We start from the raw sequence: 12,890 nt of genomic DNA on the forward strand, positions 1-12,890 counted from the left end.
CCGCAAAACTGGCGTTTACTCAAATTTACTCTACAGTCATTTAAACGGATTAACGTCAAAAAAAATTAACCACAATTTCTGTAATGTCATGTGTTGCTGAATGAATGCATTACGCCATTTTGCCTGAGAACATTTACCTCAGAATAATAGTAACGTCTTAATTTCGTCACAAAGGATCCACCATCATTACGTACCGCTTAACGCATTTCAGATCGAAAGAATAATTAATGGTTTTCTGAATCAGAACACCCTCTCAGATAACCGTGGCGTAACGCTCACACTCAATTACGGGCAGACAAAATTTATGAAACCCACATCCACATTGAATGATCCCGGCACAGCCGATCCGGCCTCCGGGGTACTCACAAAACGTCTGATTATGCTGTTCCTGCCGGTGCTGGTGGCGGTGCTTTTACTGCTGACCCCGGTCCCTGCCGGGCTTGAACCCTATGCGTGGCATTTCTTCGCTATCTTTGTCGGCGTCATAGTCGGCCTGATTTTTGAACCCTTGCCTGGCGCCGTGATCGGCCTGACCGGTGTGGTGGTAATCGCCCTGTTCAGCCAGTGGCTGTTATTCAGCCCGGCCGAAATCGCTAATCCAAAATTTAAGATGCCCGCCGAGGCATTCAAATGGGCAGTGAGCGGCTTCGGCAACTCGACGGTCTGGCTTATCTTTGGCGCGTTTATGTTCGCCGCCGGGTATGACAAAACGCAGTTTGGTCGCCGTCTGGCGCTGATCCTGGTGAAATATCTCGGCCGCCGCAGCCTGACGTTAGGTTACGCCATTACCTTTGCGGATCTGCTGCTTGCACCTTTCACGCCATCCAACACCGCACGCAGCGGCGGGACCATTTACCCGATCATTGCCAACCTGCCACCCTTATATGGCTCCAAACCGAATGACCCGAGTGCGCGTAAAATCGGCTCTTATCTGATGTGGGTAGCGATTACCGCGGCATGTATCACCAGTTCGATGTTCCTGTCGGCGCTGGCCCCGAACCTGCTGGCGCTGGCGTTAGTCAAAAGCATCACCGGCTTTACTATTTCCTGGGGGATGTGGTTCCTGGCCTTCCTGCCCCTGGGCGTACTGCTGATCCTGACCATGCCACTGCTGGCCTATTGGTTCTATCCGCCGGAAGTGAAAATTAATGATGAGGTGCCGCGCTGGGCGAAAAGTGAGCTGGAGAAACTGGGTAAGCTGTCGCGCAACGAGATCCTGCTGCTGATCTTCGTGTGTTCTGCGCTGCTGATGTGGATTTTCGCTGCGGCGTGGATTGAACCCGCGCTGGCTGCACTGCTGGTCGTGGTGCTGATGCTATGGACCGGCGTGCTGAACTGGAACGACATCACCAGTAACAAACCGGCCTGGAATACCTTTGCGTGGTTTGCCACTCTGGTGGCGCTGGCGGATGGCCTGGCCCGTGTCGGTTTTATCGCCTGGCTGGGTAAAGAAGGCGGCCAGTTGCTTAACGGTTTCGACCCGCAGGTCGCCGCTGTTATGCTGCTGATTGCATTCTTCCTGCTGCATTACCTGTTCGCCAGTACCACGGCACACACCACCGCTCTGTTACCGGCTATGCTGACAATCGCGGCGGCCATACCGGGCATAAACATGCCGGTTTACTGCCTGATGATGGTGACCTCGCTGGGTGTGATGGGGATCATCACCCCGTACGGCACCGGCCCCAGCCCGATTTATTACGGCAGTGGCTATCTGCCGACCAAAGATTACTGGCGTCTCGGTACCATTTTTGGTGCGATTTTCCTCGGTAGCATGATGCTGATTGCCTACCCGTGGATGGTCATGATGTTCTGATACGTGCCCCCGCCAGACTGCCTCCCGCAGTCTGGCAACCCTTTCTGCATCACCGCAACCATCTGTCATTCCTGTAGAAAATAATGCTTACTCAGGATGGCCGCGCCGTCATCAATCGATTTGTGGATAAGCTTCACGCAGCGTTTATCATCACCGGCTTCCAGCGCCAGTAACAACTGATCGTAATTGTGCTGCCCCTGCGCCATATGCGGCGACTGGGGATAAAGATAGTTAAAGCAAGGGCCAATCTGCACCCACAGTTGCTCAATCAGCGCGGTCAGCGTGGGCATCGCGGCCATGTCATACAGCGTAAAGCGAAACTCCCGGTTCGCCTCTAAAGCGCCCTCCACGTTATTTTCCACTTTCGCTGCCATAAATCGGGCATTCAGGGTTTTCAGTAAGGCAATCTGTTCCGCAGTGATCTGCCCGCAAGCTTGCGACACCGCCAGACCTTCAAGATTTTTACGTATAAGCGTAATTTCCTGATAGCGCGCAGGCGCAATTTTAGGCACAAGAAAGGCCTGTGCCGGTGTGGCATCAAGCGCACCGGCCGATACTAAACGCAGCAACGCTTCGCGCACCGGCGTCACGCTGGTACCCAGTTTTTCAGCGATTTCTTTGGTCACCAGCCGCGCGCCTGGTTTGAGTACGCCGACGATTAATGCCCCTTTCAGTTTGGCTTCCACCTGCATGGTCAGGCTGACACGCTGCGCTTTTTCCATCTCAAACATGTGACGTTTTCCTTTAGCAAAATAATGGCTTTTCTTTTGCGGTTTAATCCGTAGCTTGCAAAAAATACATTATATAGGATATATCATGTATTGAAGAATTGAATATTGACTGACCTTTTTTGTGACGCACACCTTCACGTTAATTCCGTCAACTCTTCTGACGGCTTCACTTTGGGAATGACCGTAATGAGAATACCTGCCTTCAAACTGGCTTCACTCGCCCTGCTTATCAGCCTGGCAACACCGGCTGCTTTCGCCTCTGAACTGGTGATCGCCCAACCGGCTTCCGCCACGGCCATGGATCCGGGCTTCCTGAAAGAGTCTGCCACGCTGGTGGATAACCTCTTCGATACGCTGGTGCTGCGCGACGCCAATATGCAGTTGCAGCCTGGGCTGGCGACAAGCTGGAAACCACTGGATGATACCACCTGGACCTTCACCCTGCGTCAGGGCGTGAAGTTCAGCGACGGCGAGCCGGTTGATGCGAAGGCGGTAAAATTCTCCATTGACCGTATTCTTGACCCTGCTAATCACGCACCGACCATTTCCTATATCCGCACCATCAAATCCGTGGAAATCACCGGCGAGTATCAGGTGAACATCCACACCGCCGGCCCCGACCCGCTGCTGCCAACGCGCATGAGCCGCTACCCGACCTATATTGTGCCACCGGCGTATGTCACCAAAGTCGGTGCGGCAGAATTTGCCCGTAAGCCGGTCGGTTCAGGCGCCTATACCCTTACCGCGTTTATTCCCGATGAAAAAGTGGTGATGCAGGCCAATCCGGATTACTGGCGCGGCAAACCCGCCATTGATACCGTGACCTGGCGTCCGATCCCGGAGGCTACCGGACGCATCACTGCTCTGCTGACCGGCGAAGTACAGCTGGTTGATGGTGTACCGGCTGATCTGGTACCGGCGCTGAAAAACAAGCCGGGCGTACATCTTGAGCAGGTAAAAAATGGCGGGCTGACCATTTACCTCGGACTGAAGAATGACCAGAAACCGCTGAACGATGTGCGCGTACGCCAGGCGTTATCACTCGCGCTGAACCGTGCGGCTTATACCCGCGATTTATTGCACGGTTTTGGCACACCGACCGGCACCATGGCCGGACCGAAAGATTTCGGTTATGAGGCCATCCCCGCCCCCGCTCAGGACATCGCCAAAGCCAAAGCGTTACTGGCAGAAGCTGGCTATCCGCAAGGTTTCACCCTGCGCTTCCAGGCTCCCCGCCGTTATATTGCCAGCGCCGACGTCGCCCAGGCGATTGTGCAGGATCTGGCTGCGATCGGCGTGAAAGCGCAACTCGAGGTGCCGGAATGGTCGGTCTATACCCAACAGGTGGCGGCGCAAAAACAGGCACCGATGTACATGCTGGCATGGGGTTCAACCCAGACGCTGGACGCCGATGCCGCGCTTTATCCGATCCTGCACTCCGGCGAGCCGTATTCCACGGTGAATTCGCCAGAGCTGGATACTCTGCTCAACAGCAGCCGCACCCTCGTCGATCCGGCCAAACGTGAGAAAATTTTGCAGCAGATACAGGAGGTTGTCGCCAGGCAGCAACCGCTTATCCCGCTGTACAAAGAAGATTCCCTGTATGCCAGCGCCGACAACGTAGCCTTCACCGGCCGCGCTGATTCGCGGATCCCGCTGTTTGACCTGAGGATTAAATGATTTCACTGCGTACAACCCTGCAACGGAAATCCCGCCGCCGGTTTTATGGCGACGGGATCCTCGGCGCACTGTTGCTGTTACTGGTGATTGTCCCGGCGCTGCTGGCGCCGTGGCTGCCCCTGCCTGATCCGCTGACAAACAATCTGGCTGCGGCCTTTTTGCCGCCGGACGGTCATCATTTGCTGGGCACCGATCAGCTGGGGCGTGATTTGCTGTCGCGGATTTTATCGGGTACGCGTCTCTCGCTGATGGTGGTGATGCTGGCCGCAGTCATTGCCGCCGTTATTGGCTCGGCGCTGGGCATGATTGCCGGTTACACCGGCGGCTGGCTTGATGCGCTGATCATGCGTCTGATGGACATTCAGCTGGCGGTGCCTTTTATCCTGCTGATCCTGCTGGTAATGGCGCTGTTCGGCGCGTCGCTGACTAATATCATTCTGATCATGGGCGTGACCAGCTGGGCGATTTATGCCCGCGTCGCCCGCGCCAAAACGCTGGAGATCCGCGAGCTGGAATTTATCGAATCAGTCAAAGCCATGGGATTTTCCACCCCGCGTATTGTGCTGCGCCATGTGCTGCCCAATCTGATGACGCCGCTGATTGTGCTGCTGACGCTGGATATCCCGCGCCTGATCGTACTGGAAGCCTCGATTGGTTTTCTCGGCATGGGCATTCAGCCGCCGACGCCAACACTCGGCAATCTGATCGGCGAAGGCCGTTCTTACATGCTGCTTGCACAGTGGCTGGTGCTGTACCCGGGGCTGGTGATTGCGGCACTGGTCATTGGCTGCAATCTGCTTGGCGACAGCCTGCTGCGTAAAACCCACACGAGGCTCGACTGATATGCTGCGTTATATTTTGCAACGCCTCGGACAATCGGTACTGGTGATGTTTGGTGTGTCACTGCTGATTTTTTACAGTCTGCACCTGACCGGTGACCCGGCGGCGGTGATGATGCCGCCGGGCTCCAGCCAGCAGGAAATTGATAACTTCCGGCACAGCATGGGTTTTGACCGTTCACTGACATGGCAGTACTGGCATTATCTGACCGGTGTTTTACAGGGCAACCTTGGCGAATCGCTGCGCTACAGCCAGCCGGTCACTGAACTGATTGGCCAGCGCGTTCCCGCCACCCTGCTGCTGGCCTTTACCGCGTTACTCTGGAGCACTGCCGCCGGTTTACTGCTCGGCATCATCAGCGCGTTATATCAGAACACAGTGTGGGATCTAATTTCACGTCTGCTGGCTTTCAGCGGCCAGGCGGTGCCGGTGTTCTGGCTTGGCCTGCTGCTGATTATCGCCTTCAGCCTTAACCTGCGCTGGCTGCCTTCCGGCGGTTATGGCAGTGCCAGTCAGCTGGTGATGCCTGCCATCAGCCTTGGTGCGTATTACATGAGCGCCATTGCGCGTCTGATCCGTGCCAGTCTGATTGACGTTCTTCAACAAGATTACATCCGCACCGCCCGCGCCAAAGGGCTGAGCCGCTGGCGTATTGTGGTTCGCCACGGTTTACGCAATGCGCTGATCCCGGTCATTACGGTGCAGGGCATGTATTTTGCCTCGCTGCTTGGCGGTGCGCTGGTGACTGAAATCATTTTTGCCTGGCCGGGTATCGGCCGCCTCGCGGTCCAGGCGATCCAGAACCGCGATTTCCCGCTGGTACAGGCCATTGTGCTGCTCGCCGCGCTGGTGTTTGTTGGCATTAACCTGATCATCGATTTGCTCTATGTGGTACTCAATCCGAGGATCCGCCTGTGACATGTTCCATTTCCCCCTCACTGCAAGCGACGCTCGATTTACTCAATGCGATGACGCCGTTTGCCAGTGTGTCCGGCCAGCTCAGCCAGCAGCGCGAACTGGCACAGTGGCTGGAAGACTGGATCCGCCAGCAGCTGAACGGCGTGCCGGTGTTGCCGGTCAGCCTGCAAAACGACGAAAGCACCCCGCCGCTGGTACATATGCGCATTGAGCGTCAGGCGGCGAAAACGCTGGTGCTGTACAACATGTACGACGTGATGCCCGCCACGGATGAAGGCTGGGAATTCCCGCCTTTCACCGGCGGCATGACTGAATGGCCGGGCACCGGCGCGGTGTATATCGCACGCGGTGCGGAGAACAATAAAGGGCCGCTGGCGGGCATGCTGATGGCGATAAAATCGCTGTGCGACACTGGCGGGCTGGACGTCAACCTCGAGATCATCCTCGAAGGCGAAGAAGAAACGGGCAGCGGCCGGTTACGCCGTTATCTGGCGCAGGAACCGTGCCCTGTGCCGCCCGCCGGGGCAGTATTTTTCCCCTCGCTGTGCGAGTACGGCGGGGGCGAACCCCGCGTGTATCTTGGTTTCAGCGGACTGAGCGGCGGCCGTTTACGCGTCAGCGGCGGCGCATGGGGCGGCCCTCATGCAGCGATCCACGCCAGTAATGCCAACTGGATTGCCAACCCCGTCTGGCGGCTGGTTCATGCCCTTCATACCATTGCGCCCGCCGTAAACAGCGGCGTCATCGCGCGTCTGCCCGTCGATGAGGCGGCAAACGAGCTGCTGCATACGCTGGCGGAAAACTTCAGCATTCGCGATGAACTGCGCTTTCGCCACAGCGAAACCTTATCGGTCAGCGGCGATACGCTGGCCTGCCTGCAACAACTGATTAACGGCGCGGTGCTTAACATTTCAGAAATCCGCAGTGACCCGCAACAGGCACGGGGTGTAATCCCGCACAGCGCCTGCGCGGAACTCGCCCTGCGCGTGCCGCCGGGCATTGACGGTGAAAATCTGCTGGCAGACGTCCGCCGGACGCTCAGCCAGGCGGAATTTGGCGGCGTGGAGCTTGAGCTGGACGACAGCTATCCCGGCCACCGTTTCCCGCGCAACAGCCCCGGCGTCGATGCCCTGCTTGCCAGCTACCAGCTACAGGGCGCAAAACCGCAGATCTGGCCGTGGGCACCAGGCTGCGCACCGGCATATACCTTTGCCCGCATCGCACCGGCCTTCCTGATTGGCGGCCTGGGTCACGGTGGCAATGCGCACGGCGTGAATGAATTTGTCACCCTGCATGGGCTGGAGCGCTTTCAGCAATCCGTCACTGACTGGATCCGTTTTTATACCCATGACAGCTCTTTTTCTGCTTTGCCGGAATAAGCCGGCGAAGCTTTGCGTCAACATCCGGGAATGTTTAAAAGATAATCAGCAGGAAAATTATGATGAAACAAACAGATGATTTTGAACGTGTTTCACTGGGATTTTTCCCCACACCGCTGGAGCGCCTGAACACACTTGGCGATTCACTTGGCATCACGCTGGATATCAAACGTGATGATTACACCGGTTTTGGCGGAGGCGGAAACAAAGTCCGCAAACTGGAATATCTGATGGCCGACGCCTGCCGTCAGCAGATCAATGTGGTGATCACCACCGGCGGGCATCAGTCCAACCACGCCCGCATGGTAGCGGCAGCGGCGCGTAAGTTCGGCATGAAACCGGTGCTGGTGTTGCGTGGCAATCAGCCGGACGTCTATCAGGGCAATCTTCTGCTCGATAAGTTGTTCGGTGCGGAGCTGGAATTTCTCGATCCCGAGGGCTATTTCACCCAAATTGAAGGCGCGATGAATGCCCATGCCGACGCCGCACAGGCGCGGGGCGAAAAGGCGCTGATTATTCCGCTCGGCGGCGCCACACCGCTCGGGGCACTGGGTTACGTGCGTGCCATAGAAGAAATGGACGCCCAGCTGAGAGAACGCAATCAGTTGCCGCCGGACGTGATTGTTGCCCCGACCGGTTCCGGCGGCACGCTTGCCGGGCTTTACGTCGGCGCACGCAAATACTGGCCGGACACCAGAATTGCCGGCATCAGCGTCAGCGCCAAAGCAGAATGGTTTCAGACACGGATTTCCGCTATGGCGCAGGATTGCGCGGATTTGCTGGAATGGTCGCAAAACTGGACGCCGGAAGATATCTGGATTGAGGACGGATTCGTCGGCACCGCGTATGGCGTGCCGTCTGACGGCGGCATTGAAGCCATCTATCGCGCCGCCCAGGCCGAAGGTTTACTGCTGGATCCGGTCTACACCGGCAAAGCCATGCACGGGCTGATCAGTCTGGTGGAGCAAGGTAAAATCCGCGCCGGTTCACGGGTGATTTTCGTCCATTGCGGCGGCTCTCCGGCGCTGTATCCCTTTGCGCAGACCTTACTGGAGCACTGAGATGACGCAGGGTTTCCGCTATCTGAGTCAGCAGGATGTGATGACGCTCGGCGGTACGCAGGCGCAGGCTGCACTGGATGATATTCGTGACGTTGTCACCTTAATGCGTCAACAACAGGCGCAGATGCCGTCGGAAACCCATGTCACTCTCGGTGGCGACCGGGGAAAAGCCTACGCGCTGCCCGCCAGTGTGGGTGGCCGTTTCAATGCCGCAGGGGTGAAATGGACGGCACATCGCCCCGATGCACACGACGGTCTGCCGCAGGCGATGGCGATGACGCTGATTAACCGCGCAGATAATGGTTTGCCACTCGGGCTGGTGGAAAGCGCCGCGCTGACGGCCACCCGCACCGCCGCCGTCTCGGCGCTGGCGTTGCGCCATGCCGCACCGCGCCCGGTTCAGCACGTCCTCCTGCTCGGCACCGGCGTGCAGGCCATGGCGCATCTTGAGATGCTGCGCCAGCTTTTCCCTGAGCTGAAACAGGTCAGCTGGTGGAGCCGCAGCGCAACGGTTTTTGCCCCGGACAGCGAAAATCTGCCGTGGCCGCTGATCAGGTTCAGCAATTTACAGCACGCCTGCGCACAGGACGCCGGTGCGGTGATCACCTGCACCAGCGCCGCAGAACCCCTGCTGGGCACGGAGGCAATCCGTCCCGGAAGGCTGGTTATCCAGGTGGGTTATCACGAAGTCACGTTCGAAGCGATTGCCCGCGCCACACGGGTGGTGGTCGATTTGTGGGGAGATTTCTGCGAAACCAGCGCCAAAAGTCTTTTTCAGATGTACCGCGCCGGACAGTTTTCGCCGGACCGCGTGGATGCCGATTTAACCCATCTGCTGCTCGATGGCTGGCGGCCTGCGCCGGATGACAGTGTGTATTTCTCCTCGTTTGGCCTCAACGTCTTCGACATCGCCCTGGCAGCCCGCGTACTGGCACTCGCGCAGCAACAGGGAACCGGTACGTTATTACCGCTTTTTCCGGAGTCATTTTACCTTGACTGATTATTCTGCATTACCCTTGCCGCGCATCCTTATCAGCGCCGAAGAACTGCTCGGTCGCCACAACCATGGCGAACAGTTTGCGCTGATTGATGTCCGTGAAATCACGCAGTGGCAGGCCGGAACCCTGCCGGGCGCACTTCACCTGAATGTCTATGATTACTTTATTCCCGACAGCACCCAGGCCGGTGTGAACAGCCTGTTCAATGCCTTTCGGTCTGCCTGGCAGGAACTGGCTATAAGTGACAGCGTCACGCCGGTGTTTTTTGAACAACAGGTCGGCATGCGCTCCCCGCGCGGTGCATGGTTTGCGCTATGCGGCGGTATCTGTCAGCCGCTGGTGCTCGATGGCGGACTGGATGCCTGGCAACGCGCAGGCGGCGATCTCATACCGGGAACCGGCAACAGCGCAGTGATAAGCGCCGACAATCCGGATTACCGTACGGACGCCAGCATGAACATCGCACTGGCGGCCACGCGGGCCGAAGTGCTTGCGGCACAGGCAACGGGCGCAGAGATTGTGGACGCACGCCGTCCGTCAGAATTCACGGGGGAATTTGCGCATGAATGCTGTCAGCGGGCAGGAAGGATCCCCGGTGCGAAGTTGCTGTTCTGGGAGGATGTGGTGCATAACGGCGGGTTTCCGGATGCCGGCGAAATCCGCCATCGCGCGGAAAAAGCCGGACTGCGGCCCGACCGGCGGAACATTATTTATTGTCACCGGGGCGCACGCGCCGCCACAGTATTCATCGCTTTGCAGCTGGCGGGTTACCGGCAACTGGCCATTTATGTCGGTTCCTGGCATGAATGGGCAGGTCATCCTGAACTGCCCCTGCTGACGGATTTTAACTGACATTGCGCAGTTTCAGCGCCTGCGCGATATCCGGCGCTGCCGCCAGTAAAGTTTGTGTGTAAGCATGCTGCGGCGTGCCCAGCACCTGTGCAGTGAGTCCGCTTTCCACAACCTTGCCATGATAAAGTACCACCACGCGGTCACACACTTGTTTCACCGCGGCGAGATCATGGCTGATAAACAGCACGGTCAGGCCGAGTTGCCGGCGAAGTTCATCCAGCAATGCCAGTATCTGCCCGCGAACCGAGAGATCTAACGCCGACACGGCTTCATCCGCCACCAGTAACTCTGGCTCTAATGCCAGCGCACGGGCAATGGCCACGCGCTGACGCTGACCGCCGGAAAATGCGCCGGGCAAGCGGCTGGCGTGATGTGCTTCCAGTCCCACCCGTTTCAGTAATTCCTCTACCCTCGCCTGAATCTGTCCGGCAGGACGCAATTTCCAGACACGTAGCGGCTCAGCAATTTGCTCACCGATGGTCATTTTGGGGTTCAGACTGGCGTAAGGATCCTGAAAGATAATCTGCGCACGGCTGCGCATTTTTTGCCGTGTGGCGTGACTGGCGCGGGTCAGGGAAACGCCGTCAAATTCGATATCACCGCTGTCAGTTTCCGTCAGGCCAATGATCGCCCGGCCCAGCGTGGTTTTCCCCGAGCCGGATTCACCGATCAGCCCCAGAATTTCACCGCGACGGATATCCAGCGTTGTCGGGAAAAGCACGGTCTGCCGTTTTGCCGGTACAAAAGGGAGATGCTGCGCCTGCGGATAGCTTTTGCTCACGTTGTGTAAACGAACCAGCGGCGATGTCGCGCAGATTGCTGCGGTGACCGGGCGCGGTTCCGGCTGGGAAGCGGCAATCAGTTTACGGGTGTAAGGCTCCTGAGGATCGGTCAGCAGTTTTGCCACCGGCCCTTCTTCCACCCGACTTCCCTGATGCATGACGTAAGCACGGTCGGCGTAACGCGCTACCACGCTCAGGTCATGGGTGATCAGCAGCACACCCATCTGCATTTCCTGCTGCAATTCCAGCAGCAACGCCAGAATTTGCGCCTGAATGGTGACGTCCAGCGCGGTGGTTGGTTCATCGGCAATCAGCAGTGACGGTTTACAGCTGATCGCGCTGGCGATCATGACCCGCTGACGCATGCCGCCGGAAAGCTGATGGATATATTGTTTCGCCCGTTGCTCCGGATTCAGAATACCGACGCGATCCAGCAAAACGATGGCCTCACGGTGTGCCTGTTTCCAGTCCAGCCCCTGATGACGTACCAGCACTTCGGCTATCTGTTCCCCGACTTTGAGCACCGGATTCATACTGGTCATCGGTTCCTGAAAAATCATCGCCAGCCGTTTACCCCGCGCAGATGCGTCAAACGTCCTCTGCGGACTGGCAATGGATTTACCGGCCAGCCAGATTTCTCCCCCCGTCATACTCACTCCCGGCGGCAGCAATCCCATCAGCGCCAGCGAACTCAGTGTCTTACCGGAACCGGACTCCCCCACCAGTGCCACCATTTCACGGCGGTTCACCTGCAGGGAAAGCGGTTTGACCAGAGGTAATCCGGCATCGGTATGCAGGGCGAGGTGGCGAACGTCGAGCAAAGGTCTGGCAGTCGTCATGGCGGTGATCCGGCGAAGAATTAAGCATTGAGAATATATCGTATATTCTCAGGCGACAACCGTAAAGACAGCACGCCGATAGATTAATTTCTGCTAATTAATCATGATTTATCAGGGTTTATCCCTCAGACGCAAAAAATTGCCGACAGTCTCACCGTCGGCCGAGTGTCGTGGGGAAAACGCCTCATACCTGCGCCATACCGCCATCCACAAACAGTGCGGTGCCATTGATAAAGCTGGCAGCATCCGAGGCCAGAAACGCCACAACTTTGCCGATTTCTCCCGGTTCTCCCAGACGACCCAGCGGCACCTGTGCGGCAGGCGCATCAAATAAGCCCTGACGGTGCTCATCCGGCACCCGTCCACCCAGACCTGGCGTCCGCACCGGACCGGGGCTGACAACATTCACGCGGATCCCACGTCCCTTGAGATCCAGCGCCCAGGAGCGGACAAAGGAGCAACCTGTCTGTGGATCCTTGAAGCGACATACGAAGAGTGGAAAGCAGACAACGCCCGCAAGGTTGAGTAATATTATCCTCTGAAGGACAAAACCCGGTCGGCTGACCGGGCTTTCCTCACGTTCCATCCCCATTGATTTCCCGTGTAAATTCTCCTTAGTCGCTGAACCCCCTCAGCCGCTTTCGCACGTCTTCAGCTCGCACAATACCCCTACTTGTTAACGTGGCTTTCACCACCCGATGCTACTGGCAGCAGTGGAGCCGGTACGGCTGTCTCCATTGTTCCTCAATCAAAACTCGTCATGATTTGGGAGCGTACAGCCTAAAAAAATACCCTACTCATAGGGGCATTCATCACTCTTATCTTCCGGTTCTTCACAATGTCGGCAGCGATTTACGAGAAAGCCAACCATCAGCCACAGCACCATAAAAACCGTAAATATCTTCCAGAACATGACACGTCTCCTTAAGTTCTGGAGACCATATCCAGATAAACCACAAGATGATAATGGTTAATAACGATCAAATTGTTGGTA

The 12,890-nt window shown here is 57.2% G+C and carries 10 protein-coding genes and 1 pseudogene; 8 read left to right on the plus strand and 3 right to left on the minus strand.

All coding sequences use genetic code 11. From position 1 onward, the window contains the following. Nucleotides 1-304 precede the first annotated feature (304 nt). Complete coding sequence (locus J1785_RS10100) at nt 305-1,816, plus strand: anion permease (protein WP_129951368.1); 1,512 nt, start codon at nt 305-307, stop codon at nt 1,814-1,816. A 65-nt stretch (nt 1,817-1,881) separates the two neighbouring features. On the opposite strand, the gene J1785_RS10105 is transcribed toward J1785_RS10100, so the two are convergent. After that, a complete protein-coding gene (locus J1785_RS10105; protein ID WP_129951369.1) occupies nt 1,882-2,547 on the minus strand; it encodes a GntR family transcriptional regulator in 666 nt (221 codons plus the stop codon). A gap of 186 nt (nt 2,548-2,733) precedes the next feature. Between J1785_RS10105 and J1785_RS10110 the strand changes: the two genes are divergently transcribed. The 7 genes from J1785_RS10110 (at nt 2,734) to J1785_RS10140 (ending at nt 10,275) form a co-directional block, all read left to right on the plus strand. After that, a complete protein-coding gene (locus tag J1785_RS10110) occupies nt 2,734-4,227 on the plus strand; it encodes an ABC transporter substrate-binding protein (RefSeq protein ID WP_217138688.1) in 1,494 nt (497 codons plus the stop codon). Continuing rightward, complete coding sequence (locus J1785_RS10115) at nt 4,224-5,069, plus strand: ABC transporter permease (protein WP_217219340.1); 846 nt, start codon at nt 4,224-4,226, stop codon at nt 5,067-5,069. The genes J1785_RS10110 and J1785_RS10115 overlap by 4 nt, the downstream gene beginning before the upstream one ends. A gap of 1 nt (nt 5,070) precedes the next feature. Then, nucleotides 5,071-5,985 (plus strand): ABC transporter permease, encoded by a 915-nt coding sequence (locus J1785_RS10120; RefSeq protein ID WP_129951372.1) that lies wholly within the window; start codon nt 5,071-5,073, stop codon nt 5,983-5,985. Next, nucleotides 5,982-7,364 (plus strand): M20 family metallopeptidase, encoded by a 1,383-nt coding sequence (locus J1785_RS10125; RefSeq protein WP_217219341.1) that lies wholly within the window; start codon nt 5,982-5,984, stop codon nt 7,362-7,364. Before J1785_RS10120 ends, J1785_RS10125 begins: the two co-directional genes overlap by 4 nt. Before the next feature lie 62 nt (nt 7,365-7,426). After that, nucleotides 7,427-8,425, plus strand: coding sequence for a 1-aminocyclopropane-1-carboxylate deaminase/D-cysteine desulfhydrase (locus J1785_RS10130; RefSeq protein ID WP_217219345.1), 999 nt, complete (start codon nt 7,427-7,429; stop codon nt 8,423-8,425). A gap of 1 nt (nt 8,426) precedes the next feature. Beyond that, nucleotides 8,427-9,425, plus strand: a complete 999-nt coding sequence (locus J1785_RS10135) for an ornithine cyclodeaminase (RefSeq protein ID WP_217219342.1) — start codon at nt 8,427-8,429, stop codon at nt 9,423-9,425. Next, nucleotides 9,418-10,275 (plus strand): sulfurtransferase, encoded by an 858-nt coding sequence (locus tag J1785_RS10140; protein WP_217219343.1) that lies wholly within the window; start codon nt 9,418-9,420, stop codon nt 10,273-10,275. The genes J1785_RS10135 and J1785_RS10140 overlap by 8 nt, the downstream gene beginning before the upstream one ends. Here J1785_RS10140 and J1785_RS10145 read toward each other — a convergent pair. Both J1785_RS10145 and J1785_RS10150 read right to left on the minus strand, forming a co-directional pair. Beyond that, nucleotides 10,268-11,896 carry a dipeptide ABC transporter ATP-binding protein gene (locus tag J1785_RS10145; protein ID WP_217219344.1) on the minus strand — a complete coding sequence of 543 codons (1,629 nt, stop codon included), beginning with the start codon at nt 11,894-11,896 and terminating at the stop codon, nt 10,268-10,270. The two genes, J1785_RS10140 and J1785_RS10145, sit on opposite strands and share 8 nt — an antisense overlap. A 184-nt stretch (nt 11,897-12,080) precedes the next feature. Continuing rightward, nucleotides 12,081-12,353: pseudogene (locus tag J1785_RS10150) on the minus strand (SDR family oxidoreductase); the annotation flags it as partial. Between the last annotated feature and the right edge of the window lie 537 nt (nt 12,354-12,890).

The organism is Rahnella perminowiae (assembly GCF_019049755.1).
Classification (GTDB): Bacteria; Pseudomonadota; Gammaproteobacteria; order Enterobacterales; family Enterobacteriaceae; genus Rahnella; species Rahnella perminowiae.